The sequence below is a fragment of the Nonomuraea sp. JJY05 genome, assembly GCF_043496855.1.
Lineage (GTDB): Bacteria > Actinomycetota > Actinomycetes > Streptosporangiales > Streptosporangiaceae > Nonomuraea.
Window position 1 is genome coordinate 165692 of sequence record NZ_JBIEIS010000001.1, and the last position, 25995, is coordinate 191686.

Consider the following 25995-nt stretch of genomic DNA (forward strand, 5'->3'; position numbering starts at 1 on the left):
GGCACGACACCCCCGGCACAATCACCCCGTTATCCGGCCGACACCGTGACGTCGCCGGATCCGGCCTTGAGCGAGATCTTGTGCGGCGAGGAGCTGTCCTTCTTGACCGAGACGTTGATGTCGCCGGATCCCACCTGGGACTTCACGTCGTAGGCCCCGTCCGGCACGCGCAGCACGATGTCCCCGGAGCCGGCCTGCAGCTCGGCGCTGTCGGGCGCGGCGGTGTACTTGAGCTCGACGTTCCCGGATCCCGCCTCCGCGACGACCTTCTTGCCCGCCAGGTCCGCGGCGTCCATGTCGCCGGAGCCGACGCGTACGTTGAGCTCCCCCGCCAGGCCCCTGAGCGTGACGTCGCCCGAGCCGCTGTCCAGGTCGACGGCCAGCCCCTTGGGGATCTCGATCTTGTAGTCGACGCTGCAGCTGCCCATGTTCGACGGGCAGTCGTACGACATGAGCAGCGCGCCGCCCTCGACGCTGTGCTCCGGCTTCGGCTTGTCGTCGCCGCGCCAGCGCAGCGTCTCGGTGACGCGTATGGAGCCGCCGTCGGTCCCGGTCACCACGGTCTCGCCCGCGCCGCTCTTGACCTGCAGCTTGGCGACCTTGTCCGTCACCTCGTAGGACGCGGTCTCCTCGCTGCTCGGACCGGCGATGCTCGCGAGCCCGCATCCCGTCAACATCAGCGCGGAGGCCAGCAGCCCGCCCGCGATCGCGATGGTCTTCATGCCGTCAATCCTGGCCGGACACGCCCCCGGCCACATCGGGGATGCCCCCGACGACTCCCCGAAGGAACCCCAACCTTTGACCCGGGACTACCAGGGGAGTAATTTCACTTCCACAATCCAGAAGTTGTTTTCCACGAAGCGGAAAGGCACTCCATGGAGATCACCGGCCCGATGCTCGACCGGTTCGACGAGATCCTCACTCCTGAGGCGCTCGATTTCGTGGCGACCCTCCAGCGGGAGTTCGGCGCCAGGCGGCTGGAGCTGCTGGAGGCCCGCCAGGCCCGGCAGGCGGAGCTGTCCGCGGGCGGCCTGCTCGACTTCCTGCCGGAGACGAAGCAGGTCAGGGAGGCCGACTGGCAGGTCGCGCCGCCCGCGCCCGGTCTGGAGGACCGCCGGGTGGAGATCACCGGCCCGGTCGACAAGAAGATGACCATCAACGCGCTCAACTCCGGCGCCAAGGTCTGGCTGGCCGACTTCGAGGACGCCAACTCGCCGCTCTGGGAGAACTGCGTGAGCGGCCACCTCAACCTGCGCGACGCGCTCGACCGCACGATCGACTTCGAGAGCGGCGGCAAGTCGTACGCGCTCAGGCCCGACGACGAGCTGGCCACGGTCGTCGTGCGCCCGCGCGGCTGGCACCTGGACGAGAAGCACGCCCAGGTGGACGGGCAGCCGGTCTCGGGCTCGCTGTTCGACTTCGGGCTCTACCTCTTCCACTGCGCCCAGCGGCAGATCGACAAGGGCAAGGGCCCGTACTTCTACCTGCCCAAGATGGAGTCCCACCTGGAGGCGCGGCTCTGGAACGACGTGTTCACCAGGGCTCAGGAGCTCCTCGGCATCCCGCACGGCACGATCAGGGCGACCGTCCTCATCGAGACCTACCCGGCCGCGTTCGAGATGGAGGAGATCCTGTACGAGCTCCGCGACCACTCGGCGGGGCTCAACGCGGGCCGCTGGGACTACCTGTTCAGCGTGATCAAGAAGTTCCGGACCCGGGGCCGCGAGTTCCTGCTGCCCGAGCGGAACGCGGTCACGATGACGGCCCCGTTCATGCGCGCGTACACCGAGCTGCTGGTGCGCACCTGCCACAAGCGCGGCGCGCACGCCATCGGCGGGATGGCGGCCTTCATCCCCTCGCGGCGCGACCCCGAGGTTAACGCGGTGGCGCTGGAGAAGGTGCGGGCGGACAAGACGCGCGAGTCGGGCGACGGGTTCGACGGCTCGTGGGTGGCGCACCCGGATCTGGTGCCGGTGTGCCGCGAGGTGTTCGACGGCGTCCTGGGGTCGCGGCCCAACCAGCTCGACCGGCTGCGCGAGGACGTCAGCGTGACCGCCGCCGAGCTGCTGGCCGTCTCCGAGACGCCGGGCGAGATCACCGAGACCGGGCTGCGCAACAACGTGGACGTGGCGCTGCGCTACCTCGCCGCCTGGATGGGCGGCCTGGGAGCGGTGGCGATCCACAACCTCATGGAGGACGCCGCCACCGCCGAGATCTCGCGCTCGCAGATCTGGCAGTGGATCCACAACGACATCACGCTCGCCGACACGGGCGCCCAGGTGACGAAGGAACTGGTCGAGCAGATCATCGCGGAGGAGCTCGCCAGGATCGCCGAGGAGCCCGGCCATGACGAGAAGCTGTACGGTCAGGCGACGGCGCTGTTCAAGGAGGTCGCGCTGGACGACGACTTCGCCGAATTCCTGACGCTTCCCGCCTATGCTCGAATGCCGTAGAACTAGGAAAAAGAGGGGGATCGGGTGCTGGAAACGCTGACGGCGGCCCTGCGCTCGCTGCTGCCCCATGACTCGGTGATCACCGATCCGGTACGCCTGCGCACGTACGAGTGCGACGGCCTCACCTACCACCGGGCGACCCCCGGCGTGGTCGTGCTGCCCGACACGGCCGAGCAGGTCGCCCGCGTGGTGGGCGTGTGCAACGACTTCGGCGTGCCCTTCGTCGCCAGGGGCTCGGGCACCGGCCTGTCGGGGGGCGCGCTCCCCCGCGAGGACGGCGTGCTCATCGTCACCTCCAAGATGCGCAGGATCCTGGAGATCGACCTGGACAACCGCCGGGCCGTCGTCGAGCCCGGCGTCACCAACCTGGCCATCACCGAGGCCGTGCGCGACCGGGGCTACTACTACGCGCCCGATCCCTCCAGCCAGCAGGTCTGCTCCATCGGCGGCAACGTCGCCGAGAACTCCGGCGGCGCCCACTGCCTCAAGTACGGCTTCACCGTCAACCACGTCGAGGCCTGCGAGATCGTCACCCCCGACGGCGACCTGGTCGCGCTCGACCGCATGGACCCCGGCTACGACCTGCTGGGCGCGTTCATCGGCTCCGAGGGCACGCTGGGCATCGCCACCAAGATCACGGTACGCCTCAGCCGCGCGCCGGAAGCCGTGACCACGGTGCTGGCCGCGTTCGAGAGCATCGAGCAGGGCGGCCAGGCCGTCTCGGCGATCATCGGCGCGGGCATCGTGCCCGCCGCGATCGAGATGATGGACGCGCTGGCCATCGAGGCGGCCGAGGCGGCGGTGGCCTGCCGTTACCCCGAGGGCGCAGGCGCCGTGCTGATCGTGGAGCTGGACGGCCCGCGGGCGGAGGTGGACGAGCAGTTCGCCCGGCTCACGGAGATCTGCTCGGGCGCCTTCGAGCTGCGGGTGGCCGCCGGCCCGGCCGAGCGGGCGGCGATCTGGAAGGGCCGCAAGTCGGCGTTCGCCGCCGTCGGGCGCATCAGCCCGGCCTACATCGTCCAGGACGGCGTGGTGCCGCGCACGTCCCTGCCCGGTGTGCTGGCGGCCATCGACCGGCTCTCGCACGAGCACGGCATCAGGGTGGCGAACGTCTTCCACGCCGGGGACGGCAACCTGCACCCGCTCGTGCTGTTCGACGACGAGGAGCCGGGGGCCGGCGAGCGGGCCGAGGTGGTCTCCGGGGCGATCCTCGACCTGTGCATCGAGCACGGCGGATCGATCACGGGCGAGCACGGAGTCGGGGTGGATAAATCCCGCTATATGCCGAAGATGTTCAGCGCGGACGATCTGGACACCATGCAGCTCGTCCGGTGCGCGTTCGACCCCCGTGGCCTGTCCAACCCGGGCAAGGTGTTCCCCACCCCGCGCCTGTGCGGCGAGGTGCCGGGAGTGCGCAAGGGCGTGCACCCGCTGGTGGAGTCGGGGAAGGCGGAGCAGTTCTGATGCCGGTCGACATGGGGGTGACCATCAGGCAGGCGGACGCCGACGACGCCGTCAACGGCGTGCGGCCCCGCTGGGTCGCCCTGCCCGAGACGGTCGAGGAGATCTCGGCCGTGCTGCGGGCCTGCGCCGAGAAGGACCTGGCGGCGGTGCCGGCGGGCGGCGGCACCAAGTTGCACTGGGGCGCCCCGCCCGAGCGCTGCGACGTGCTCATCGACATGTGCTGCATGAACTCCCTCATCGAGCACGCCGCCGGTGATCTCGTGGTGCGCGCGCAGGCCGGGCTGACCATGGACGCGCTGGCCGCCGCCCTCGCCGAGCAGGGCCAGGAGCTGGCGCTGGACCCGCCGTTCAGGGAGCACACCACGGTCGGCGGCACGCTGGCCACCGCGACGGCGGGCCCGCGCGCCTTCCGCTACGGCACCGCCCGCGACCTGCTCATCGGCATCACGGTCGTGCTGCCCGACGGGACGATCGCGAAGTCCGGCGGCCGGGTGGTCAAGAACGTCGCGGGCTACGACCTCGGCAAGCTCTTCACCGGCTCCCAGGGCACGCTCGGCGTGATCGCGGAGGCCACGTTCCGGCTGCACCCGCTGCCCACGGAGCGGCGCTGGCTCGTGGCGGTCACCGAACCGGCGAACGACGTGCTGCTCCGCCTAGCCGCCTCCCAGGCCGAGCCGTCCGCCGTGGAGATCGACTGCCCCGACGGCAAGGAGGCGACGGTCGCGGTCCTGGTGGAGGGCTCGGCGGCCGAGCAGCGCGCGCTGGCGCTGCGCGAGGTGCTGGGAGAGGGCACGGTCACGGCCGAGGCGCCGGAGTGGTGGGGGCTGATCCTCAGTGACGACGTGCTGCTGGAGACCCGGTTCCCACCCGCGCGCGCGGCCGAGGCGCTGGCCGCCGCCGGGGAGGCCGGTTTCGCCTTCCGCGGCTCGGCCGCGGCGGGGCGGGCCTACCTGGAGCTCTGGGGCGAGGTCTCGCAGGAGGAACTCGCGGCGGCCGTCACCCGGCTGCGCGGGCGGATCGAGGCGCTGGGCGGGCGGCTGAACGTGCTGGCCACGCCGTACGAGGGCGTCGACAGGTGGGGGCAGGTGAGCGGGCTGCCGTTGATGCGGCGGGTCAAGGAACGGTTCGATCCCGGGCGCAGGATGTCTCCCGGCCGGTTCTTGGGAGGGATCTGACAGACGTGGAGCGGCGAGCCGACCCGGAGAGAGCGAGCCGGGGTTGCAAAGCCAACGGAGGGTCGAAGGGAGCGCGACCATGGGCGCAGACCCCGAGCTGATCAACGACTGCGTGCACTGCGGGTTCTGCCTGCCCACGTGCCCGACGTACGTGCTGTGGGGCGAGGAGATGGACTCGCCGCGCGGCCGCATACATCTGATGAAGCAGCACGTCGAGGGCACCCCGATCACGCCGGAGATGGCCGGTCACTTCGACGCCTGCCTGGGGTGCATGGCGTGCGTCACGGCCTGCCCGTCCGGGGTTCGGTACGACCGCCTGATCGAGCAGACCAGGGCCGAGGTGGAGCGCGAGCACGTGCGGGATCCGCAGGAGCGGGCCGTGCGCGGGATCGTGTTCAGCCTGTTCCCCTATCCGCGCCGGCTGCGGCTGCTGCGGCCGGGGATGTGGCTGGCCGGGCGCCTGGCGCCGTTCCTCGCCAGGGTCCATCCGAGCCTCGGCGCCATGGCCGCGCTCGCGCCGCGCGTCGAGCACCGGCAGCGGATGCCGCGCGTCGTCAGGGCCCGGGGTGAGCGCCGGGCCGTGGTCGGCATGCTGACCGGATGCGTGCAGGGCGAGTTCTTCCCCCAGGTGAACGCGGCCACCGCGCGGGTGCTCTCCCTGGAGGGCTGTGACGTGGTCATCCCGGGCGGCCAGGGCTGCTGCGGGGCCCTCAGCGTGCACTCCGGGCGCGACGACCAGGCCAGGCGGCTGGCGCGCCGCACGGTCAGGACGTTCGAGAAGGCCGGGGTCGACACCGTCGTGGTGAACGCGGCCGGCTGCGGCTCGTCGATGAAGGAGTACGGCGAGCTGCTCGGGCGCGAGCCGGGGTTCAGGGTGGTCGACCTGTCGGAATACCTCGCCGAGCTGGGGCCCGTGGCCAAGCGGCACTCGCTGCCGCTCACGGTCGCCTACCACGACGCCTGCCACCTGGCCCACGCCCAGGGCGTGCGCGCCCAGCCGCGCGAGCTGCTGAGCGGCATCCCCGACCTGGTGGTCCGCGAGATCCCCGAGTCGGCCATCTGCTGCGGGTCGGCGGGCACGTACAACATCTTCCAGCCGCAGGCCGCCCGCGACCTCGGCGACAGGAAGGCCGGCGCGGTCGCCACGACCGGCGCCGAGCTGCTGGTCTCGGCCAACCCCGGCTGCACGATGCAGATCGCCGCGGCCATGCGGCGCGCGGGCTCGGACATCAGGGTGGCCCACACGGCCGAGGTGCTCGACGCTTCGCTCCGCGGGGTCTCCCTATGAGTGTCCAGTCGGTGGAACGGGCGCTGGACGTGCTGGAGGCGCTGGCCGAGCACGGGGGCGAGGCTGGCCTTTCGGAGATCGCCGCCAGGACCGGCCTGCCGTACGGGACCATCCACCGGCTGCTGCGCACCCTGCTCGCCCGCGGTTACGTGCGGCAGGAATCCGACAAGAGGTACGCCCTGGGCGGCGGCCTCGTACGGCTGGGCGGCATCGCCGAGAGCATGGTGGGCGTGTGGGCGCAGCCGTACCTGACCAAGATGGTCGAGCTGTCCGGCGAGACCGCCAACCTAGCCGTGCTCGAGGGCGACTTCGTCGTCTACGTGGCGCAGGTGCCCTCGCCGCGCAGGCTGCGGATGTTCGCGGAGGTGGGCCGGCGGGTGCTGCCGCACAGCACGGCCGTGGGCAAGGTGCTACTGGCCGGGCGGCCCGCGGCCGAGGCGGTGGCCGTGTTCGAGCGCACCGGCATGCCCCGCCGCACCCCCAACACGATCACCGACCTGACGGCCATGCTGACCGAGCTCGACCTCGTCAGGACGCAGGGTCACGCCGTGGACCTGGGCGAGGAGGAGCTCGGCGTGCACTGCCTGGCCGTGCCCGTGTGGGACGGCGACCGGGTGGTGGCCGCGATGTCGGTCTCCGGGCCCGCCGAGCGGATCGACGCGATCGACCGCGACGACCTGGCCGAGGGCATGCGCAAGATCGCCATCGACTTCGGCAACGAGCTCGGTCCGGCGGTCGACGCCCGCTGAACGAAGTTACGGTTAAGGCATGTGTAGAAGCATCAAGACCCTGCGCCCCCCGTTCACCGAGAGCGTGACCGAGGAGGACGTGCGGGCGGCGGCGTTGCAGTATGTCAGGAAGATCTCCGGCTTCCGCGCGCCCGCCGCGCACAACGCCGAGGCGTTCGACCGGGCGGTGGAGACGATCACCAAGGCGTCGGAGGAGTTGCTCGGAGCTCTCCAAGTTCGCGGATCGCGTTGACAGGCACCCGCGGTCGGTGAAGTGTTCCCTCGTGTAGGCCCCTAGCGAGGGAGCGCCCATGATCAGCGGGCTGTACCAGGGACAGGACGGCGACTCGCAGCTGGCGCTCCGGGTCGACATCGACGGGGCCAGACCCACCGGGCGGGTGAGCGGCGACCTGTTCACCGTGGCGGGCGCGACGACCTCCTACGCCGGCTCGTTCGTGGTCAACGCCCCCACGGTGCAGGGGGCCCGGATCCAGGGGCGCGGGGTCTTCACGTTCGACACCCCGGTGAAGGACGTGAGCGTCACGATCGCCGGCGGGTCGGGCACGGCCGAGGTCGCCGGGCGCGCGTACCAGGTGGCCTTCGCCTCGCCGTACTTCCGCAGCGTGCTGCTGGAGCAGGACTCGGTGATCGGAACCGTGCCGTTCGTGTCGTACCAGACCGGTACGCTGCCGGGGCCGAGCGGCTTGCCGGCCAGGGAGCTGAGCGTGCGGGCGGCGTACGCGGAGGCGGGCATCGAGCTGACCCTCGCGGAGCCGGGGGTGATCCCGGTGGACGGGTCGGGCGCGGACCTGGCGTGGGACGACGCCGAGCTGCATCACGCGATGACGCAGCAGTTCGGCGCGTTCGGCGACGCGCCGGCCTGGCGCGTGTGGCTGCTGGTGGCCAGCAAGCACGTGGGCGGCTACCGAGGGATCATGTTCGACTACAACGACGCGCACCAGCGGCAGGGGTCCGCGGTGTTCTACGACGTGATCAAGGGGACGGCGCCGCAGGCGCAGCGGGCGCAGCTGCGTACGTACGTGCACGAGCTCGGGCACGCCTTCAACCTGCTGCACTCCTGGCAGAAGAACCTCGGCAGCCCGCCCCAGCCCCTGGGTCCCGACGGCGGCTTCGGCGATCTGTCGTGGATGAACTACGTGCAGAACTACAGACCCGGTGGCGAGCCGGGTTACTGGGCCGCGTTCCCGTTCCAGTTCACGGACCCGGAGCTGGTCCACCTGCGCCACGGCTTCTACCGCGACGTGGCCATGGGCGCGAACGCGTTCGGCACCGGCGCCGCCGAGATCGCGCCGTTCGAGCAGCCCGTCGAGGACCGCTCCGGGTTGCGGCTGGAGCTGCGCGCCAAGGAGTCGTTCGAGCTGGGCGAGCCCGTCGTGGTCGAGTTCAAGCTGTCCTGCGCCGGCGAGCCCCGCGTCACGCACGCCCACCTGCACCCCGACACCGAGTTCACGCAGGTGTCTATCACGCAGCCGGGCGGCAGGACCGTGCTGTACCGGCCGATGATGCGGCACTGCGTGGACGCCTCGCCGGAGATCCGGCTGGACGAGGGCAACCCGGCCATGTACCGCAGCGCGTACATCGGGCACGGCCGCGACGGCCACTACTTCCAGCAGCCCGGCGAATATCACGTGCGCGCCCAGTACATCGCCGCGGACGGCTCCCGCATCGTCTCCCCCGCGTGCCTGGTCAGGGTGCGCTTCCCGGTCGGCCGCGACGACCACCAGGTGGCCGAGCTGATGCTGGGCGAGGAGCAGGGGAAGCTGTTCTCGCTGCTCGGCTCCGACTCGCCCGCGCTGCGCTCGGGGAACGAGGCCCTGGACGAGGTCATCGACCGCTACGGCGCCCACCCGCTGGCCGTCTACGCCCGCCTGGTCAAGGGGCTGAACGCCGAGCGCGAGTTCAAGGCGGTGACGGCGGGCAAGCGGCTGCGCGTCCGGCCGCCGGATCCCAAGCAGGGCATCGAGCACCTCAGCCGGGTCGCCCGCGACGCGAGCATCGACAACATCACCCTGAACATGGTGATGCGCCGCCTGGCCAGGGCCGAGGCGCGGCAGGGGGACCTGGACCGGGCGAACGCGGTGATGGACCAGATGGTCGCCACGTTCCAGGCCAAGGGGCTGAACCCCATCGTCCTGGGGCAGATCCAGCGCCAGGCGGAGCTGACGAAGGCGGCCCTGAGCGCCGAGGCCTAGCTCATTCGAGCAGGCGGTGCTGGGCGGCGAGGAAGCCGGCGTGGAAGCGGGTCCTGGCGTCCAGGCGCTCGCACAGCACCTGCACCCGGCGCTGCACCGTACGCGGGCTGAGCCCCAGCTGCCGGGCGATGGCGTCGTCCTTCATCCCGGCCGCCAGCAGCGCCAGCACCTCCGTGTCGGGCGTGCGCGGCCACACCTCGGGCTCCAGGCCGTCCGCGGCGGTCAGGCGGAGCGGCACGGCGGCTCGCCACAGCGTCTCGAACAGCCCCACCAGGGCGTCCAGCAGCGCGGACGGGTGCACAACGAGCGCGCTCTCCACGGCCTGGTCCTCGTCGGAGACCAGGGGCAGGATGGCCGTGCGGGCGTCGGCGATGGCCAGCTTGACCGGCACCTGCCCGAGCCTGGCCTGCTCGCCGTCGGCGATGGCCCGCCGCGTGTGGGCCAGCATGCCGGGGTGCTCGAACGCCTGCGGGCCGTAGATGCCGCGGGTGGGCGCCCCCTGGCGGGCCGCCCGCCTGCGGTTCTCCCGGTCGTCGCTGACGTCCACCGCGTACGGGGGATGCACCAGCACGAGCATCTCCCGCGTGGCGTTGCGTTCCAGCTGGAGATAGCGGCGGGCCACGGCGTCGCGCCCGCTCACCACCTCCAGCACCTCCTCCGGGTGCGGCCCGTTGCGCTCGGCGACCTCGGTGGCCAGCAGCGCGGCGGCGGCCCTGCTGTGCGCGATCTCCTCCTGGCGGCGCGCGACGAGGATGTCGATGGCGACGTTCGGCGGAGTGGCGATGAGCCGCAGCGGCCGGCCGGCCACCCGGGAGATGAGGCCGAGGTCCTCCAGCCTGGGCAGCATGCGGCGGATGGCCGCGGCGGACGAGCCGGTCTCGGCGGCGAGCTGGCTCAGCGTCGCCGGTCCGTGCCTGAGCAGCGCGCGATAGGCGCTCTCCTCGGCGACGGTGACTCCGAGTCCCTCCAGCAAGCGCCGCTGCGCCATGTCCCCTCTTTGTCCCCTCTTTCCGACATGTCATGATCCAGCTTCAGACTAAGGCAGCCTTGTTCGCAGGTGCACAGGGCTTTATCGTCATTGCATATCCGGTACGTGTTGCGCATTAAGGAACAACCCGGAGGCGTCATGAGCCGTCCGCGTCTGGTGATCGTAGGAGCCGGGATCGTGGGCTGCGCCCTCGCCGACGAGCTCACCGGGCGAGGGCGGACCGACGTCACGGTGGTGGAGCAGGGGCCGCTCTTCGCCGCCGGCGGGTCCAGCTCGCACGCGCCCGGCCTGGTCTTCCAGACGAACCCGTCGAAGACGATGACCGAGTTCGCCGCCTACACCGTGCGCAAGTACACCGGGCTCGGCGGGTCGTGCTTCCGCCAGGTCGGCGGGCTGGAGGTGGCCACCACCCCGCAACGCTGGACCGACCTGCACCGCAAGGTCGGCTGGGCCGAGTCGTGGGGCGTCGAGGGCCACTTGATCGACCCCGGGCGGTGCGCGGAGCTGTGGCCGCTGCTGGACAGGGACAAGGTGCTCGGCGGGTACCACGTACCGACCGACGGGCTGGCCGCCGCGGTCGCGTGCGGGCAGGCGCAGGCGGCGCGGGCCACCGGACGAGGCGCCAGATTCCTGGAACGGCACACGGTGGCGGGGATCGAGCAGAAGGGCGGCCGGGTCACCGGCGTCGCGGTCGTGACCTCCGGCGAGTACCGGACGATCCCCGCCGACGTGGTGGTGTGCGCGGCGGGCTTCTGGGGGCCCTCGATCGGGAAGATGGCCGGGCTGACGGTGCCGCTGCTGCCCCTGGCCCACCAGTACGCCAGGTCGGGCCCCCTCTCTCCCCAGCCGGAGGGCCCCATCCTCCGCCACCAGGACCGCGACCTGTACTTCCGCCGGCACGGCGACCGTATCGGCATCGGCTCCTACTCCCACCGGCCCATGCCGGTCGCCCAGGACGAGATCGGCCCCAAGGGCACCGTCATGCCGTCGGTGCAGGCGTTCACCGAGGAGGACTTCGACCCCGCCTGGCGGGACGCGGTCGAGCTGCTGCCTGCCCTCGCCGAGTCCAAGTACGAGGACGGCATCAACGGGATCTTCTCCTTCACGCCCGACGGGTTCCCGCTGATCGGCGAGGCGCCGCACCTCGACGGGTTCTGGCTGGCCGAGGCCGTCTGGGTGACCCATTCGGCGGGGGTGGCGCGGGCGCTGGCCGAGGTGCTGGTGGACGGGCAGTCCGGGTTCGACCTGCACGAATGTGAGCTGAGCAGGTTCGAGCAGGCGCAGCTGTCGCCCGCGTTCGTCGAGGAGCGCGGCAGGCAGAACTTCGTCGAGGTCTACGACGTCATCCACCCCCTCCAGCCGATGGAGTCGCCGCGGCCGCTGCGTACCAGCCCGTTCCACGCGCGGCAGCGGGAGCTGGGCGCCTTCTTCCTGGAGGCGGCAGGGTGGGAGCGGCCGCACTGGTTCGCGGCCAACGTGCCGCTCCTGGAGGAGGACCTGATGCCTGACCTGCCGGAGGAGGCCGTCGAGCCTTTCCTGGGCGCGGCGCGACGCGACGAATGGGCCTCGCGCTACTGGTCGCCGGTGGCCGCCGCCGAGTCGTACGCCACCAGGGAACGGGTGGCGCTCTACGACATGACGCCGCTCAAGCGGATCGAGGTCAGCGGGCCGGGGGCGGCGGCGTTCCTGCAGCGGATGACCACGAACAACGTGGACAAGAAGCCCGGTTCGGTCACGTACACGCTGCTGCTCGACGTCAAGGGCGGCATCCGCTCGGACCTCACGGTGGCGCGGCTGGAGGCGGACGTCTTCCAGGTCGGCGCGAACGGCAATCTCGACCTCGACTGGCTGACCAGGCACGCGCCCGGCGGGGTGCGCGTGCGCGACCTGACGCCGGGCACGTGCTGCGTGGGCGTGTGGGGGCCGCAGGCGAGGGAGCTGGTGCAACCGCTCACCGACATGGACCTGTCGCATGAGGGTTTCCGCTACTTCAGCTGCAAGACCGGATATGTCGGGCACGTTCCGGTGCTGGCCATGCGGGTCTCCTATGTGGGCGAGCTGGGCTGGGAGCTCTACACCAGCGCCGACATGGGGCTCAAGCTCTGGGACACGCTATGGTCGCGCGAGATGGCGGTCGCGGGCGGGCGGGCCGCGTTCAGCAGTCTGCGGCTGGAGAAGGGCTACCGGCTCTGGGGCGTGGACATGACGACCGAGCACAACCCGTACGAGGCCGGGCTGGGCTTCGCGGTCAGGGCGGACAAGGACTTCGTCGGCCGCGACGCGCTGGGGGCCGACGTCACGCGCAGGCTGGTGCCGCTGCTCAGCACCGAGGTGGTCATGGGCAAGGAGCCGGTGCGGCACGCGGGGCGCACGGTCGGGTACGTCACGAGCGCGGCGTACGGGCACACCATCCACCGGCCCATCGCGTACGCCTGGTTGCCGAGCGAGCTCGCCGAGCCCGGGACCGACGTCGACATTTCCTACTTCGGTCGCCGGGTGCCCGCGGTGGTCGCCGCGGAGCCGCTGTTCGACCCCGGGATGGAGAAGATCAAACGTTGAAGTAGCCGCCTTGGACGCGTTGAAAGGTCTTTTATGGGCACTTGACCTAGACTTTACGGAGGTAGGGCGAAGTCTGGGGAGTGGGCGTGGGGCGGCGGGTTCGGGCGTTCATGGCCGGTGTGGCCACGGTGGCGATGCTGGCGGGTTGCGGCGGGCTGCAGGGGCAGTCCTCGGCCGGTACTGACAAGTCGGGCAAGTCCGACTCGGTGTCCGTCTCGGACGCCCGCAAGAAGCTCGCCAAGTTGACCGTCAAGGGCCGCGCCCCGAAGACCGGGTTCGACCGGGACAAGTTCGGCCCGGCGTGGTCGGACGTCGACCACAACGGCTGCGACACCCGTAACGACATACTCAAGCGGGACCTGGTGGACGAGAAGTTCAAGGCCGGAACGCACGACTGCATCGTGCTGAGCGGCACGCTGCACGACCCGTACAGCGGCAAGACCATCGACTTCAAGCGAGGCCAGGACACCAGCACCGCCGTCCAGATCGACCATGTGATCCCGCTGTCGGACGCCTGGCAGAAGGGCGCGCAGCAGTGGGCGGCGGACAAGCGCAAGGAGTTCGCCAACGACCCGCTGAACCTCATGGCCGTCGACGGCCCGCTCAACGGCCAGAAGAGCGACTCCGACGCCGCCACCTGGTTGCCGCCGCGCAAGTCGTACCGGTGCACCTACATCGCCCGCCAGATCGACGTGAAGACGAAGTACGGCGTATGGGTGACGTCGGCGGAGAAGGACGCCATGGAGAGCATCCTGTCGAGTTGCTGAAGATCTATACGAACAGTCACGCGGTCCGTAAGATCCGACTGCATGCATGCGACAAAACGGATCAAAGTGATGATGGCCGCCGCCGTCACGGTGCTCGCCTCCACCGCCCTGCCCGCACCGGCGCACGCCACGACGAACCTGGTGGTCCTCGACTGGAACGTCGCGGGCGACACCGCCGACATGAAGGCCATCGCCGGAGTGATCCGCAGCAGCGGCGCCAACATCGTGACCGTGCAGGAGATCCATCGCAAGCCGGAGGCCGACCAGGTCAAGCAGTTAGCCGACGAGCTCGGCTGGGACCTCACGGCCAACGCCCACTTCGGCGCGGGCGACAACCCCGGCCCCTGTGACGATCCGCAGCCCGGCAAGGCGGGCAACGCGATCCTGTCCTCGTTCAAGATCCTCGAGCGGGTGACGATCCCGATTTCCGACTTCGAGACCTGCCCGGTCAACCGCTCCATGGCGGGGGCCAAGCTCGACCTCGGCGGCGGGTCGACGATCACGGTTTTCACCACCCACCTGTCCCCGGGCCTGTCGGCCACCTCGGTGGCCCGCCGCGAGGCCCAGGCGGACAAGGTGCGTAACTACCTGGGCTCCCGGTCACCGCTGATCCTCACCGGCGACTTCAACGCGCCGCCCACGGACGCGCTGTCGAAGAAGTTCGTGAGCGCGGGCTGGGTGGACACCGGCGCGAGGTACGCCAACAAGCCGACCCACGGGGACGCCCGCATCGACTACATCTACACCAGGGGCATCACCACCACGAGCGGCTCCGTCCTGTCGAGCACCCTGTCCGACCACCGCCCGGTCGTCATGAAGATGACCCGCTGACGGCAGAAGGCCCACCGCCGCGCGCGGTGGGCCTGGTGGCCGTGGGAGATGCCGTCAGTCGTCGTCGTGGCCGTGGTCGTCGTCGTCCTTGTCCGTCTGGTGCTCGGTGACCTTGCCGGTGGCCGCGTCGACGTCCAGCTCGTGCCGTTCGGTGCCCTTGGTCAGCTCGACCTCCCACACGTCGGGCTGCGTGCCCCTGCGCTGGTAGTCGAGCTCGCTGACCCAGGCCCCCGCCACCTCCTTGTGGGCGAGCTCCATGGCCTGCTCGGCCGTGACCTTGGGGGCGGCGGCCGTGGGCGCGGCGGCGGCGAAGGCGACGCCCCCGCCGGCGACCAGCGTGACGATCCCGGCACCGACGACGATGAACTTCTTCGTGATCTGCATGACTCCACGAAATCGCGGTCTCCGATAATCGCGCGCTAAGCGGCCGTTAAGACCATCTCCACGCGTGCGCCGCCCCCTTCGGGCGTCGAGACGGCCAGGTGGCCGCCCGAGGACTCGGCGGTACGGCGGGCGATGTCGAGGCCGAGGCCGGTCGAACCGCCCCCGCTGTTGCCCCGTTCCAGCAGCTCCGGGTCGAAGCCCGGCCCCGAGTCCTCGACCGCCAGCACGGCCCCCGACGGGTGCGGCGTGAGCCGTACCGCCATGGAGGCCCCTTCCGGGGTGTGCGCGAACACGTTTCCGAGCAGGGCGTCCACGCAGGCCGCGAGCTCCTCGGCGCCCACCGCGACGGGCAGCGGCCCGTCGGGCAGCGAGATCGACACCTCGCGGCACTGGTCCTCCGCCAGCACCGACCAGAACCGCACCCGCTCCCCCACCACCGCCGCCGCGTCGCACGACGCGCGCCCGGCCGAGCGGCGCCGCGCCTCCTTGATGACGGCGCTCACCGCCCGTTCCAGGGCGTCCACGCGAGCCTGCAGCCGCGCCGCCTCCTCAGGGTCGCGCAGCGACTCGGCGTCCAGCCTGAGGCCGGTCAGCGGGGTACGCAGCCGGTGCGACAGGTCGGCCACCGACTCCCGCTCCGCCACCAGCAGGTCGTCGATCCGCCCCGCCAGCTGGTTGAGCGCCAGCGCCACCGAACGCACCTCCGGCGGCCCGCCCGGCTCCGCCCGAGCCGTCAGGTCGCCCCCGGCCAGCCGGTGCGAGACCCGGGCCAGCCCGTCCACCGGCCGCGTGACGGCCAGCGCCAGCCGGTCCGCCAGGACGATGCCCAGCACCACCAGCACGATCCCCAGCACGAGCAGGCCCAGCCACGCCTCGCGCACGCCCTTCATCAGCTCCGCGTCGGGCACGAACACCCTGATCACCGCCGTCCCCCCGGACGACTGCGCGGAGACCAGCACCTCCCTGCCGCCGGAGGCCACGGCGGTGACGCTGCGCCCGGTCGCGGCCAGGCGTACGGCGTCGGTACGGGGTGCCGCCGCGCCCACCGTGCGCCCGCCCGGCAGGAACACCGTCACCGGCCGCGACACCTGCTCCATCGCCAGCTCCAGGTCGGGCGTGCCCACCGCGACCGCCACGGACTCGGCGGCGGCGGTCGCCCGGCCCATCGCGCCGTTCTCGGCCACGGCCCGGATGAGCAGCGCCATCGGCACCAGCAACGCGATCAGCACGAGAGACGTCGTCGCCGCCACCAGCCACGCCAGCCACCGCCTCACACCTGGACCCTCCGCTCGGATCGGCCTCTCGCCTGCGGTGCCGTCCCGGCCGGACTCCGCCCCGCCGTCGTCACGCGCGTCATGACGGCTCGACCAGCTTGACGCCGACCCCGCGCACCGTGTGCAGGTAGCGGGGCTCCGCGGCCGTCTCGCCCAGCTTCCTGCGCAGCCACGACAGGTGCACGTCCACGGTCTTGTCCGCGCCCCCGTACGGCAGCTGCCACACCTCCGTCAGCAGCTCCCGCTTGGTCACCACCTCGCCGGGCCGCGCGGCCAGATAGTGCAGCACGTCGAACTCGCGCGGCGTCAGATCCAGCGCCGCCCCGTCGAGCGTGGCCGTACGCGCCCGCGGGTCCACCCGCAACGCCCCCACCGCCAGCGCCGGCTCCGGCGCCGACCCCCCGGCCCGCCGCAGGACGGCCCGCACCCGCGCGTCGAGCTGCGCCGCGCTGTACGGCTTGACCACGTAGTCGTCGGCTCCCGCGTCCAGCACCGGCACCATCTCGGCGTCCCCGTCACGCGCGGTCGCCACGATGACCGGCACCTTGCTGACCGCCCGCAACATCCGCAGCAGCTCCACCCCGTCCAGATCCGGCAGGCCGAGGTCGAGCACGATCAGGTCGGGACGGTCCTGCACGGCCAGTCGCAGCCCGTCCAGCGCCGTCGGGGACGAGGAGACGGCGTGACCGAGATCGCGCAGCCCGCGGCTGAGCGCCGTACGGATCGCCACATCGTCCTCGATGAGCAGGATGTCAGCCATATACAAGAACGTAGACGGTCGATGGCGATGCCCCGAGCAGCCTTAGCGCCGCCTTAACCTGGCGTTAGCCGTACATGGGGGATGGTTGTCGACCATGAAGAGACTCGTGCTGGCCTGGGCCGCCACCGCCGTCGCCGCCACCGGCGCGGCCGTGGCGGTGCTCACCCTGCTCGGCACCGGCCTCACCGGCGACTCCGGCCACGTGCTCAGCCCGGCCGAGGTCCGCGCCGCCCTGAACACCGCCACCCAGCGCGCCACCGCCACGCCATCCGCGCCGACGGGGACGCCGCCGCAGCCGACCCAGGGCAAGCTGATCCGCACCGCGGGCGGCACCGTGATCGCCTCGTGCGAGGGCGACCTGATCACCTTGCGCTCGTGGAGCCCGGCCCAGAACTACTCGGTGGACCAGGTCGAGCCGGGGCCCGCCCGCAGGGCCAAGGTGGAGTTCGAGCCGGAGGAGGGCGCGGAGGTCGAGCTCGAGATCGAGTGCTCGGCCGGCCGGCCGGTGACCCGCTTCGGCTCGTAGCCGCCCGCGTCAGGTGAGCAGGACCCCGCCGTCCACGGGAAGCGTCACCCCGGTGATGTACGAGGCCGCGTCACCGGCCAGGAAGACGGCCGCGGCCACCAGCTCCGCCGGATCGCCCGGCCGCTTCATCACCACCCTGGACTCGACGACCGCCTCCACGTAGCCGGGCTTGAACTGCTCGGTCATCTCCGAGTGGAAGAACCCGGGCTCCAGGCAGTTGACCCGGATGCCGCGCCGGCCGGTCCACTGCTGCGCGAGGTCCCGGGTGAGGCCGACGATCGCCGCCTTCGAGGCGCTGTAGGCGGCCTGGGGCAGCCCGGCCGTGGTCTCGCCGAGGATGCTGCCGATGTTGACGATCGACGAGCCGGGCCGCATCACCCGCGCGCACGCCTGGGCCATCCAGTACGTGCCGAGCAGGTTGACGTCGATGACCTGCCGGAACTCCTCGGGCGTCTCCCGCAGCGCGGGCACGGCGGTGCCGATGCCGGCGTTGTTGATCAGCACGTCCACGGCGCCCATGGCCTCGACGGCGGCGGCCACCAGCGCGTCGCAGTCCTCCGGACGCGCCACGTCCGTCTGCACGGCCAGGCACCGGCGGCCGGTCTCCTCGACCAGCCGCCGCGTCGCCTCCAGGCGGTCGGCGCGCCGGGCCCCGATCACGACGTCGGCGCCGGCCTCCGCGAGACCACGGGCGAACGCGACCCCCAGCCCCGAGGACGCGCCGGTGACGATGGCCACCTTGCCGTCGAGCCCGAACCGCTCCAGCACGTCACATCCCGCCTTCCCGCTCACCTGCACGCGCCGCGTCCCGAGGGAAGGGCGCCACGCGGGTGACGCCCGTCCAAGGCCGGGACGCGGCCGTCAGAGGCCGTATTCCTTGACGATCCGCTCGTGCCGCTCGACCTCGACGTCGATCTCGCGCGCCAGGTCGAGCCAGGCCAGCGGGTGCACCCACCGCTCCGTGGCGTCGTCGAGTAGCGCGTCGACCTCGGACGCCGACACGTTGGGCGGGACCGCGACCCAGCCGAACACTCCGGGCAGCGCCTCGCCCGTGGAAGGGTGGGTGATGGTGTAGTTCTCGTCGCTGTAGACCCACATGGGCCAGCCGCGCTCGGCCATGACCTCGGTGAACTCCGCCCAGTCCTCCTCGCTCGGCGCGGCGCCGTCGAAGAAGTAGCTGGTGTAGCCGCCGGGCCGCAGGATGCGCACCGCGGCGAACGGCGGCACGAAATTCTGCTGCTCCTGCGGGTCGTCGGGCACCGGCTCCAGCAGCTGCGGGTCGAAGACGACCAGGTCGCCGGCGTTGTAGTCCATGCCGCGCGGCTGCGGCAGGGCGAGCCTGGCCGTGGCGGGGCCGGTGCGGATGGACAGCACCTGGCGCTGGCCGCCGTCGGGCGCGGGCAGGATGAGCCTGATGAGGCCCATCTCCTCCTCGATCGGGCCCTCCTTGGACTTGATCGGCATGCCGATCTTGGCCGCGCCCTTGCGTACGGTGTCCCAGTCCTCCGCCGAGGTGGCCATGACGATCATGCGCCAGACGTCCTCGTCGGCGAGCTCGTCGATCACCTCCAGCAGCACCTCCGCGGCCCTGGAGTTGGCGTCGAGCTGCTGGGCGGCGCCGGACAGCAGGCGGCGGGCGTCGAGCCCGGCGCCGGCCGCGACGGCGTGCTCAGCGGCCTCGACCGTCTCCTCCCAGCGCTCGCGCGCGCTGTGCAGCCGGGCCAGCGTGAGGTGCTGGGCGGCGTGCGGCAGCATCGCGGCCATCTGCTCGAGCCGCTCGTCCTGGCGGGCCTCGACGAGCAGCGTGGTCAGGTAGGCCACGTCGTCGGAGTCGGCGGTGGCGATGGCGCCGGTGTCGACCAGCATCTTCCAGTAGATGTCGGCGCCGGTGGCGGGGTAGCCGAGGAAGCCGAGCGTGGTGGTGTGGCGGCGGGTGGCCTCCAGGTCCTCCCCGGACAGCGGCGCCAGCCAGCCCACCCACCGCTCCGGGTCGGCGTTGAAGCCGTCGGCGGCGTCGAAGAGGCCGACGCGCTCGCTGAGCGAGCCCGGGGCCTCGGGCTCGGAGGTGGCCTCGGCGGCGGCGCGCAGGGCGGCGACCCGCTCGGCGACGCCCTCGCTCGCGCGCAGCTCGGTGGCGGCGGACTCGGTCAGGTCGGCCAGCAGCCTGGCCTGCCACACGCCCTGCCTGGCGATGGCCAGGTCGCCCGCGACCAGCGCGAGCTCGACGCGGGCGCGGTAGCCGCCCATCATGCCGAAGTAGTCGACCCACTGGCGCAGCACGCGGCCGAGCTGCCAGGTGTTGGTGATCTGGGAGGAGTCGGCCAGCTTGCTGACCGCCTGCGACCACTCCACGAACACGCGCGGGTGCTCGCCGACCACGTCGAGGTCGGGCAGCGCGTCGACGGCCTCGGCGGTGCGGCCGAGGGTGGCGAGGATCAGGGCCCGGCGCACGCCGTCGCGGTGCTCCTTGGCCACCGGGTCGTCGGCCTGGAACTCGGCCGCGGCCTGCAGCGCGTTGAGCGCGTCCTCGGTGCGGCCGGCGGCGAGCAGCGCGCGGGCGCTCTCGGCGCCGAGCTCCCAGCTCGCCTCGCGGCCCGCGACCCGCAGCCGCTCGACGGCGGACTCGGCATAGGTCACGGCCTCGCCCGGCTTGCCGGCGTCGACGAGCGCGGCGACGTACTGGGTGACGAGGCCCGTGAAGGCGGACTTCTCCGGGCTCATGCCCTCGATGTGCGCCCCGAGCGTCTCCAGGCGCTCGCTCGCGTAGCCGGGGCCGTCGGTGTTGGCCCAGGCGATGGCCAGGGCCTCGACCGCCGCCGGGGCGGCCGGGCACTCGCGTACGTCTTCGCGCTGGGCGAACGCCAGCAGCTGCTGCGCGTCGTCGAGGGCGACCGCGCCCTGCGCCCGGTCGCCGATGCGGCCGATCAGGTGCCAGTAGCGGGCGTAGAACTCGAGCCAGGGCAGCTCAAGGGCCTCGGCCTGCTGCGCGATGGCCGGGGCCATGACGTCGAGCTGCGGATATCGGCCCTCGTAGGCCTGTGCGGGGAGGTCTCCCAGCGCCATGGCGAGGCCAACGTTGCCCGCCTCGGAAAGCTGCTGCTGGGTTTCGCCGACCCAGGCCCAGATGTCCACGTCCATGGGCAGCCAGTCTGCCAGGTCAACGAGCGTCCCCAAAACGCAGAAGGCCGATCAGCTCGTCCGTTTCGCTGCTGTCAAGGACCGAAAATGCCGGTGCCATCAGGTCGTCCGTCGTCTCCTCCACCGCCGCGCGGCGCGCCACGAGCTCCGGGCCCGGCGTGGCGTACGGCTCGGGCCACTGGAAGAACCTGGCGATCATCTCTCCCGTGGTGGTCCCGAACGGTGTCGCGTCGTGGCCGCTCGCGAGCGTGGCCTCCAGCGGGTGCAGGCCGGCCGCGATCACGGCGTTGGCGTGCAGACCACCGCGCAGCTCGCGTACGACGTGCATGAGCTGTACCGCCCGCGCGGGCGGGTCGTCGGGCAGCGGTACAGCCCGCCAGCCCGCGAACAGCGGGACGCCCGCGCACGGGGCGCTCTCGGCGACCCGCTGGAGCAGCTCGGCGAGCCTCGCGCAGCCGTCGTAGCCGCCCAGCTTGCGCCGCCCCCAGGCCCTGCAGACCTCGGCGTACAGCTCGACGGCCTGCTCGACGGGGAGCTTGCGGCCGCCGTTCCAGCTCTGCTCGACGTGCTCGGGCGGGAAGAAGACGACGACCGAATTGACGACGTCGGCCTCGCATTCGCCGAGCACGCCGCAGCGCCCCCGGAAGTAGAGCTCGCGGGCGCCGAGGCCGTACTCCTCGCAGACGGCCTTGGCCTCTCGGGAGATCATGAACCCGCCGCCGTACTGGCCGATCGCCGCCTTGACCTGCGTCGCGGTGGTGCGTGGGTCAGCCATGGTCCACCTCTCAGTTCGCGAAGTGAACCCAGCATCCCTCAGAAGAACATTATTCTGCAAGCATCAGTTCGCCGCGGGCCACGATGACCGCGGGGCCGGAAAGGTAGCTCGTCTCCTCGTCCAGGACGACGGTCAGCGTGCCGCCGAGCACCTCGATCGTCCAGGTGCCGGTGGTCTCGCCGGACAGGGCCGCGGCGGCGGCGGCCGTGGCCACCGTGCCGGTGCCGCAGGAGCGGGTCTCCCCGCAGCCGCGCTCGTGGACGCGCATGACCGCGCGGCTGGTGCCGACGGGGTTGAACAGCTCGATGTTGACCCCGCCGGGGAAGACGCCAGGGTCGAAGCCCGGCTGGTAGTGGAGGTCGAGCTGGGCGACGGGGTCGCCGATGGCGCAGGCCAGGTGGGGGTTGCCCATGTCGACGTGGAGCCCCGGGTATTCCTGGCCGCCGACGGTCGCCACGCTCTCGCCACGGATGACGGGCTTGCCCATGTCGACGGTGATGTCGCCGTTGGGCTCGACGTGGACCCTGCGTACGCCACCCCTGGTGGCCAGCATGAACTCGCCGGGCTTCTCCAGCCCCTCGTCGAGCAGGTAGCGGGCGAACACGCGCACGCCGTTGCCGCACATCTCCGCCACGCTGCCGTCGGCGTTGCGGTAGTCCATGAACCACTCGGCCACGGCGGCGTGCTCGGCCACCTCAGGGCTCTCCTTGGTGCGCGTCACCACCAGCACGCCGTCCGCCCCTATGCCGGCTCTCCTGTCGCAGATCTTGGCGACGAGCGAGGCGGTCACGCCTGCCTCTCCGCCAGGGTCGGGAAGGATGACGAAATCGTTCTCGGTGCCGTGCCCCTTAAGAAACCGCATTTTACAAGCTTATGCGAACGGGTTTGCGGAGATTAGCGCCAGGGACCGATCGAGAAGATCCGGCGCGTCGTACGGCAGCCAGCGCACCCTGGGATCGCGGCGGAACCACGACTCCTGGCGGCGGGCGAAACGCCTGGTGGTCCTGACGGTCTCCTCGATCGCCTGCTCCTCGCTCCACTCGCCCTCGAGGAAGCGGATGACCTGGGCGTATCCGAGGGCGCGGCTCGCCGTGCGGCCCTCGGCCAGACCCTGCCCGAGCAGGGCCCGCACCTCCTCGACCAGGCCCGCCTGCCACATGCGCTCGACTCTGAGCGCGATCCGCTCGTCCAGCTCCGGCCTGGGCACGTCGAGGCCGATCTGCACGCTCGGGTAGACGGCGTCGTAGCCGGGCATGGTGGCCGAGAACGGGCGCCCGGAGTGCTCGATCACCTCCAGCGCGCGGACGATGCGGCGGCCGTTGCTCGGCAGGATCGCCGCCGCGGCCACCGGGTCGAGGTCGCGCAGGCGCTCGTAGAGCGGGGCAGGGCCGCGCTCTACGAGCTCGCCCTCCAGCCTGGCCCTGATCTCCGGGTCGGTGCCGGGGAACTCCAGCTCGTCGATGGCCGCCCGCACGTACAGGCCGCTGCCGCCGACCAGCACGGGCACCTCGACGGAGTCGATGACCTGCCTGGCCAGCTTCTGGTATTCGGCCACGCTGGCCGTGACCGTGACGTCCCAGACGTCCAGCAGGTGGTGCAGGACCCCGCGCTGCTCGTCGGGGGTGAGCTTGGCCGTGCCGATGTCCATGCCGCGGTAGAGCTGCATGGAGTCGGCGTTGACGCACTCGCCCCCGAGGCGGAGCGCGATGTCCACGGCGAGGTCGGACTTCCCGGCCGCCGTGGGGCCCACGACGGCGATGACTGGCTGCTGGCGCACGAGAACAAGTCTGCTAGAGGTCGAGGAGTGTCGGCTGCAGGTAGCCCTCGTTGGTGAGCAGCCAGCGCTTGGTCTCCACGCCCTCGCCGCCGCTGAACCCGCCCAGGCCGTTGCCCGCGATCACGCGGTGGCAGGGCACGATGATGGGGATGGGGTTGGAGCCCATGATCGAGCCGATGCCGCGGGCGGGCACGCTGGAGCCGCTGCGCGTGGCCAGTTCGCCGTACGTGACGGCGGTGCCGTACGGGACCTTGTGCAGCGTCTGGAGCACCCGCAGCCGCGAGCCGGACATCAGCCGCCAGTCCACCGGCGTCTCGAAGGCCTTCAGTTCGCCGGCGAAATAAGCGTTCAGCTCGGCGACCGCGAAGGCCGTACGATCCGAATCATGGACTTCAGCCAGGGCGAGCCGTTCGTCCAGCCGCGGACGGGACCTCCAGCCCGACGCGACGATCCCGACCTCCGTGACGGCCAGGACGAACGGCCCTACCGGCGTCGGCACCTCGGCGAAGGCGACTGTGGTCATCATGTCCTCACGTGAGTTGGTAGTGCTGGGCACTTCCAGCGCGGTTCCTACCCGACACCGTAACCACAACGGGTACCTTCTGCGCTGGGACGGGCAAGGCTTCCTTTTCGACCCCGGCGAGGGCACTCAGCGGCAGATGCTGCACGCCGGGGTGAGCGCCAACGACGTGCACTGGATCTGCGTCACGCACTTCCACGGCGACCACTGTCTGGGCGTGCCCGGGGTCGTGCAGCGCATCGCGCGTGACAGGGTCAGGCACCCGGTGCGCGCGGTCTTCCCCGGCTCCGGCACCGAATACTGGCGCAGGCTCCGCCATGCCGCCGCCTTCGCCGACACCTCGGTGATCTCCGAGCACCCGCTCTCCGGCGACCTGGCCACCGTCGGCGCGCTGACCGCGCGCCGCCTGTCTCACCCCGTCGAGTCGTACGGCTACCGCGTCCAGGAGCCGGCCGGCCGCACGATGCTGCCCGACCGGCTGGCCGCGTACGGCATCCGCGGCCCGGAGGTCGGCGAGCTCCAGCGCACCGGCTCCGTGCGCGGGGTCACGCTCGACCGGTGCAGCGTGCCCAGGCCGGGGCAGAGCGCGGCGTTCGTCATGGACACGCGGCTCTGCGACACCGTGTTCGAGCTGGCCTCGGGGGTGGACCTGCTGGTGATCGAGTGCACGTTCCTGTCGTCGGAGAGCGCGCTGGCCAAGGAGTACGGGCACCTGACGGCGTTCGAGGCGGGGCTGGTGGCGGCGGACGCGGGGGTGCGCAGGCTGGTGCTGACGCACTTCTCCGAGCGGTACGGGTTCGCCGACGAGCCGGCGTTCGTGGCGGAGGTGCGGCGGCACTTCGACGGGGAGGTCGTGCTCGCCCGCGACCTGATGAGGATCCCGGTGCCGCGGCGTCAGGTCCACAGGCCGGCGAAGTAGCCCACGCCGTAGGGGGCCGTCTCCACGAGCAGGCGGCCCTCGTACGCCTGCGCGCCGGCCGCGCCGGCCAGCACCTGGAGGGCGGCCCGCCCGCCGACCCACAGCCGGTCCGCGTGCGCGGGATCGAGGGCGGCCAGGGCGGCGGGGTCGGCCTGGGCGACGGCGTTGGCGATCAGGCGGTTGTACGGTCCCGCGTCCTCGTCGTACTTGCCGGGGGCCCTCGGGCTGAGGCAGGCGGAGCCGTCAGCCATGACCAGCAGCGCCACCTTTTGCGCGATTTTTCCTAGTTTTTCGCCCAATAGGAGGCATTCCTCGCTCGATGCGTCGAGCGCGACGGACTGGAAGCCGTCCGGCGCACGGTCGCCCAGCAGCCAGCGGCCCACGGTCAGGGACAGCGGGAGCACGGGGTCCGCGCGGCCTGTCGTGACGTCCATCCCCCATGGGCGCAGGGTGCCCGCCGCCTGGCCTCCGTACGCGGCCGCGCTGTCCGCGCCGCCCACCACGATCAGCGCGTCGGGACGAACGTCGCGCAGCGCGGCGATCGCCGCGTGACAGGCCGAGCGCAGGTCGTCGAGCCGGAGGGTGATCAGCGGGGTGGGCGGGCAGACGGCCGCGGCGACAAGCACGGGGCAAGCGTACGCGGCGGCCGGCTCAGTACGGACTGCGACCTGCCCTGACCTTCGCGAACAGGCCCTGGGCGTAGGCGTGGACGGCCTGGTGCAGCCCGCTGCCGAAGCTGATCCGGCCCACGCCGAGCTCGGCCAGCCGCGCCGGCTCCGGAGCGCCGGGCCCGACGTAGACGTTCACCGGGGCGCCCAGCTCGCTCACCAGCGCCCGGATCTCGTCCTCGTCGGCCAGCCCGATCGGGTAGACGCAGTCGGCCCCCGCCGCCAGATACCGCCGCCCGCGCTCCAGCGCGGCCTCGCGCGTCTTCGGGCCGAGCAGGTAGGTGTCGACCCTCGCGTTGATCACCAGCGCCCGGCCCGCCGCGGCCCGGACCTCGGCCAGGAAGTCCGCCTGCTCGCCGGGGTCGACCAGCTCGCCGGCCCTGGAGTCCTCCAGGTTGCAGCCCACGGCTCCGGTGGCGAGCAGGCGTTCGACCAGCTCGGCGGGCTTGAGCCCGTAGCCGCGCTCGATGTCGGCGGTGACGGGCGCGTCCACGACCCTGGCGATGCGGGCGACGGCCGCCATCATCTCGCCGACCGGCGTCCGCTCGCCGTCCTCGTACCCCAGGGCCCGCGCGACGGCGGCGCTGCTGGTGGCCACGGCGGGGAACCCGGCCTCCCGCACGGCCAGGGCGGAGGCCGCGTCCCAGGCGTTCGGCAGGATCACGGGGTCTCCCGGCACGTGCAGCGCGCGCAGGGCGGAGGCTCTGTCAGTCGTCATGGCCCGACCCTATGGACCGGGGCGGCTAATGCCGTAGGTCCAATGCCACCGATAACCGCCGAGCCACTTG

At 71.8% G+C, this 25995-nt stretch carries 25 protein-coding genes; 12 read left to right on the forward strand and 13 right to left on the reverse strand.

Annotated features, from left to right (window positions below; translation table 11 throughout):
• Positions 1-29: 29 nt before the first annotated feature.
• Positions 30-722, reverse strand: coding sequence for a DUF4097 family beta strand repeat-containing protein (locus tag ACFKCF_RS00760; RefSeq protein ID WP_394489507.1), 693 nt, complete (start codon positions 720-722; stop codon positions 30-32).
• Positions 723-875: 153 nt separating this feature from the next.
• Here ACFKCF_RS00760 and aceB point away from each other — a divergent pair, with 153 nt between their 5' ends.
• The 7 genes from aceB to ACFKCF_RS00795 all read left to right on the forward strand — a co-directional run bounded on the left by aceB (position 876) and on the right by ACFKCF_RS00795 (position 9321).
• Positions 876-2453 carry a malate synthase A gene (gene aceB, locus ACFKCF_RS00765; protein ID WP_394489509.1) on the forward strand — a complete coding sequence of 526 codons (1578 nt, stop codon included), beginning with the start codon at positions 876-878 and terminating at the stop codon, positions 2451-2453.
• Between the two features lie 27 nt (positions 2454-2480).
• Positions 2481-3917, forward strand: a complete 1437-nt coding sequence (locus tag ACFKCF_RS00770) for an FAD-linked oxidase C-terminal domain-containing protein (protein WP_394490016.1) — start codon at positions 2481-2483, stop codon at positions 3915-3917.
• Positions 3917-5092 carry an FAD-binding oxidoreductase gene (locus ACFKCF_RS00775; protein WP_394489511.1) on the forward strand — a complete coding sequence of 392 codons (1176 nt, stop codon included), beginning with the start codon at positions 3917-3919 and terminating at the stop codon, positions 5090-5092. The genes ACFKCF_RS00770 and ACFKCF_RS00775 overlap by 1 nt, the downstream gene beginning before the upstream one ends.
• Before the next feature lie 79 nt (positions 5093-5171).
• Entirely contained in the window at positions 5172-6380 is a 1209-nt protein-coding gene (locus tag ACFKCF_RS00780) for a (Fe-S)-binding protein (protein ID WP_394489513.1), read from the forward strand.
• On the forward strand, positions 6377-7129 hold the full coding sequence (locus ACFKCF_RS00785) for an IclR family transcriptional regulator (RefSeq protein ID WP_394489515.1): 753 nt from the start codon (positions 6377-6379) through the stop codon (positions 7127-7129). Before ACFKCF_RS00780 ends, ACFKCF_RS00785 begins: the two co-directional genes overlap by 4 nt.
• A gap of 19 nt (positions 7130-7148) precedes the next feature.
• Complete coding sequence (locus ACFKCF_RS00790) at positions 7149-7361, forward strand: DUF2277 domain-containing protein (RefSeq protein ID WP_138672144.1); 213 nt, start codon at positions 7149-7151, stop codon at positions 7359-7361.
• A gap of 58 nt (positions 7362-7419) precedes the next feature.
• A complete protein-coding gene (locus tag ACFKCF_RS00795; protein ID WP_394489517.1) occupies positions 7420-9321 on the forward strand; it encodes a hypothetical protein in 1902 nt (633 codons plus the stop codon).
• A gap of 1 nt (position 9322) precedes the next feature.
• Here ACFKCF_RS00795 and ACFKCF_RS00800 read toward each other — a convergent pair whose 3' ends face one another.
• Complete coding sequence (locus tag ACFKCF_RS00800; protein ID WP_394489519.1) at positions 9323-10309, reverse strand: helix-turn-helix domain-containing protein; 987 nt, start codon at positions 10307-10309, stop codon at positions 9323-9325.
• Positions 10310-10447: 138 nt separating this feature from the next.
• Here ACFKCF_RS00800 and ACFKCF_RS00805 point away from each other — a divergent pair, with 138 nt between their 5' ends.
• From ACFKCF_RS00805 to ACFKCF_RS00815, 3 genes are all read left to right on the forward strand, one after another.
• On the forward strand, positions 10448-12868 hold the full coding sequence (locus ACFKCF_RS00805) for an FAD-dependent oxidoreductase (protein ID WP_394489521.1): 2421 nt from the start codon (positions 10448-10450) through the stop codon (positions 12866-12868).
• An 86-nt stretch (positions 12869-12954) separates the two neighbouring features.
• Positions 12955-13635, forward strand: a complete 681-nt coding sequence (locus ACFKCF_RS00810) for an HNH endonuclease family protein (RefSeq protein WP_394489523.1) — start codon at positions 12955-12957, stop codon at positions 13633-13635.
• Between the two features lie 42 nt (positions 13636-13677).
• Positions 13678-14466, forward strand: a complete 789-nt coding sequence (locus tag ACFKCF_RS00815) for an endonuclease/exonuclease/phosphatase family protein (RefSeq protein ID WP_394489525.1) — start codon at positions 13678-13680, stop codon at positions 14464-14466.
• A gap of 54 nt (positions 14467-14520) precedes the next feature.
• Here ACFKCF_RS00815 and ACFKCF_RS00820 read toward each other — a convergent pair whose 3' ends face one another.
• From ACFKCF_RS00820 to ACFKCF_RS00830, 3 genes are all read right to left on the reverse strand, one after another.
• Complete coding sequence (locus ACFKCF_RS00820) at positions 14521-14850, reverse strand: PepSY domain-containing protein (protein ID WP_394489527.1); 330 nt, start codon at positions 14848-14850, stop codon at positions 14521-14523.
• Between the two features lie 35 nt (positions 14851-14885).
• On the reverse strand, positions 14886-16124 hold the full coding sequence (locus ACFKCF_RS00825; RefSeq protein WP_394489529.1) for an ATP-binding protein: 1239 nt from the start codon (positions 16122-16124) through the stop codon (positions 14886-14888).
• 79 nt (positions 16125-16203) lie between these two features.
• Positions 16204-16884, reverse strand: a complete 681-nt coding sequence (locus tag ACFKCF_RS00830) for a response regulator transcription factor (RefSeq protein WP_394489531.1) — start codon at positions 16882-16884, stop codon at positions 16204-16206.
• A 94-nt stretch (positions 16885-16978) separates the two neighbouring features.
• Between ACFKCF_RS00830 and ACFKCF_RS00835 the strand changes: the two genes are divergently transcribed.
• On the forward strand, positions 16979-17410 hold the full coding sequence (locus ACFKCF_RS00835; protein WP_394489533.1) for a hypothetical protein: 432 nt from the start codon (positions 16979-16981) through the stop codon (positions 17408-17410).
• Between the two features lie 9 nt (positions 17411-17419).
• Here the strand turns inward: ACFKCF_RS00835 and ACFKCF_RS00840 are convergent, their stop codons facing one another.
• The 6 genes from ACFKCF_RS00840 to ACFKCF_RS00865 all read right to left on the reverse strand — a co-directional run bounded on the left by ACFKCF_RS00840 (position 17420) and on the right by ACFKCF_RS00865 (position 23626).
• On the reverse strand, positions 17420-18178 hold the full coding sequence (locus tag ACFKCF_RS00840; RefSeq protein WP_394489535.1) for an SDR family NAD(P)-dependent oxidoreductase: 759 nt from the start codon (positions 18176-18178) through the stop codon (positions 17420-17422).
• A gap of 93 nt (positions 18179-18271) precedes the next feature.
• A complete protein-coding gene (locus ACFKCF_RS00845) occupies positions 18272-20548 on the reverse strand; it encodes a tetratricopeptide repeat protein (RefSeq protein WP_394489537.1) in 2277 nt (758 codons plus the stop codon).
• Between the two features lie 19 nt (positions 20549-20567).
• Positions 20568-21323 (reverse strand): hypothetical protein, encoded by a 756-nt coding sequence (locus ACFKCF_RS00850; RefSeq protein ID WP_394489539.1) that lies wholly within the window; start codon positions 21321-21323, stop codon positions 20568-20570.
• A gap of 49 nt (positions 21324-21372) precedes the next feature.
• A complete protein-coding gene (gene dapF / locus ACFKCF_RS00855) occupies positions 21373-22185 on the reverse strand; it encodes a diaminopimelate epimerase (protein ID WP_394489541.1) in 813 nt (270 codons plus the stop codon).
• A gap of 9 nt (positions 22186-22194) precedes the next feature.
• Positions 22195-23100 (reverse strand): tRNA (adenosine(37)-N6)-dimethylallyltransferase MiaA, encoded by a 906-nt coding sequence (gene miaA / locus ACFKCF_RS00860; protein WP_394489543.1) that lies wholly within the window; start codon positions 23098-23100, stop codon positions 22195-22197.
• 13 nt (positions 23101-23113) lie between these two features.
• Complete coding sequence (locus tag ACFKCF_RS00865) at positions 23114-23626, reverse strand: methylated-DNA--[protein]-cysteine S-methyltransferase (RefSeq protein WP_394489545.1); 513 nt, start codon at positions 23624-23626, stop codon at positions 23114-23116.
• Between ACFKCF_RS00865 and ACFKCF_RS00870 the strand changes: the two genes are divergently transcribed.
• A complete protein-coding gene (locus tag ACFKCF_RS00870) occupies positions 23625-24539 on the forward strand; it encodes a ribonuclease Z (protein ID WP_394489547.1) in 915 nt (304 codons plus the stop codon). The genes ACFKCF_RS00865 and ACFKCF_RS00870 overlap by 2 nt on opposite strands.
• Here ACFKCF_RS00870 and ACFKCF_RS00875 read toward each other — a convergent pair.
• Both ACFKCF_RS00875 and ACFKCF_RS00880 read right to left on the reverse strand, forming a co-directional pair.
• Positions 24515-25165 (reverse strand): hypothetical protein, encoded by a 651-nt coding sequence (locus ACFKCF_RS00875; protein WP_394489549.1) that lies wholly within the window; start codon positions 25163-25165, stop codon positions 24515-24517. The two genes, ACFKCF_RS00870 and ACFKCF_RS00875, sit on opposite strands and share 25 nt — an antisense overlap.
• Positions 25166-25190: 25 nt before the next feature.
• Positions 25191-25925: an isocitrate lyase/phosphoenolpyruvate mutase family protein gene (locus ACFKCF_RS00880; RefSeq protein WP_394489551.1), complete on the reverse strand. Its 735-nt coding sequence runs from the start codon at positions 25923-25925 to the stop codon at positions 25191-25193.
• Positions 25926-25995: the final 70 nt, after the last annotated feature.

Bases quoted from the DNA above. Each gene is read 5' to 3' on its own strand.
- ACFKCF_RS00850 (WP_394489539.1), bottom strand. From the start codon at position 21,323: ATGGCTGACCCACGCACCACCGCGACGCAGGTCAAGGCGGCGATCGGC.
- ACFKCF_RS00775 (WP_394489511.1), top strand. From the start codon at position 3,917: ATGCCGGTCGACATGGGGGTGACCATCAGGCAGGCGGACGCCGACGAC.
- aceB (WP_394489509.1), top strand. From the start codon at position 876: ATGGAGATCACCGGCCCGATGCTCGACCGGTTCGACGAGATCCTCACT.
- dapF (WP_394489541.1), bottom strand. From the start codon at position 22,185: ATGCGGTTTCTTAAGGGGCACGGCACCGAGAACGATTTCGTCATCCTT.
- ACFKCF_RS00870 (WP_394489547.1), top strand. From the start codon at position 23,625: ATGTCCTCACGTGAGTTGGTAGTGCTGGGCACTTCCAGCGCGGTTCCT.
- ACFKCF_RS00795 (WP_394489517.1), top strand. From the start codon at position 7,420: ATGATCAGCGGGCTGTACCAGGGACAGGACGGCGACTCGCAGCTGGCG.
- ACFKCF_RS00815 (WP_394489525.1), top strand. From the start codon at position 13,678: ATGCATGCGACAAAACGGATCAAAGTGATGATGGCCGCCGCCGTCACG.
- ACFKCF_RS00785 (WP_394489515.1), top strand. From the start codon at position 6,377: ATGAGTGTCCAGTCGGTGGAACGGGCGCTGGACGTGCTGGAGGCGCTG.
- ACFKCF_RS00780 (WP_394489513.1), top strand. From the start codon at position 5,172: ATGGGCGCAGACCCCGAGCTGATCAACGACTGCGTGCACTGCGGGTTC.
- ACFKCF_RS00845 (WP_394489537.1), bottom strand. From the start codon at position 20,548: ATGGACGTGGACATCTGGGCCTGGGTCGGCGAAACCCAGCAGCAGCTT.
- ACFKCF_RS00820 (WP_394489527.1), bottom strand. From the start codon at position 14,850: ATGCAGATCACGAAGAAGTTCATCGTCGTCGGTGCCGGGATCGTCACG.
- ACFKCF_RS00880 (WP_394489551.1), bottom strand. From the start codon at position 25,925: ATGACGACTGACAGAGCCTCCGCCCTGCGCGCGCTGCACGTGCCGGGA.
- ACFKCF_RS00790 (WP_138672144.1), top strand. From the start codon at position 7,149: ATGTGTAGAAGCATCAAGACCCTGCGCCCCCCGTTCACCGAGAGCGTG.
- ACFKCF_RS00830 (WP_394489531.1), bottom strand. From the start codon at position 16,884: ATGGCTGACATCCTGCTCATCGAGGACGATGTGGCGATCCGTACGGCG.
- ACFKCF_RS00800 (WP_394489519.1), bottom strand. From the start codon at position 10,309: ATGGCGCAGCGGCGCTTGCTGGAGGGACTCGGAGTCACCGTCGCCGAG.
- ACFKCF_RS00835 (WP_394489533.1), top strand. From the start codon at position 16,979: ATGAAGAGACTCGTGCTGGCCTGGGCCGCCACCGCCGTCGCCGCCACC.
- ACFKCF_RS00805 (WP_394489521.1), top strand. From the start codon at position 10,448: ATGAGCCGTCCGCGTCTGGTGATCGTAGGAGCCGGGATCGTGGGCTGC.
- ACFKCF_RS00865 (WP_394489545.1), bottom strand. From the start codon at position 23,626: ATGATGACCACAGTCGCCTTCGCCGAGGTGCCGACGCCGGTAGGGCCG.
- ACFKCF_RS00760 (WP_394489507.1), bottom strand. From the start codon at position 722: ATGAAGACCATCGCGATCGCGGGCGGGCTGCTGGCCTCCGCGCTGATG.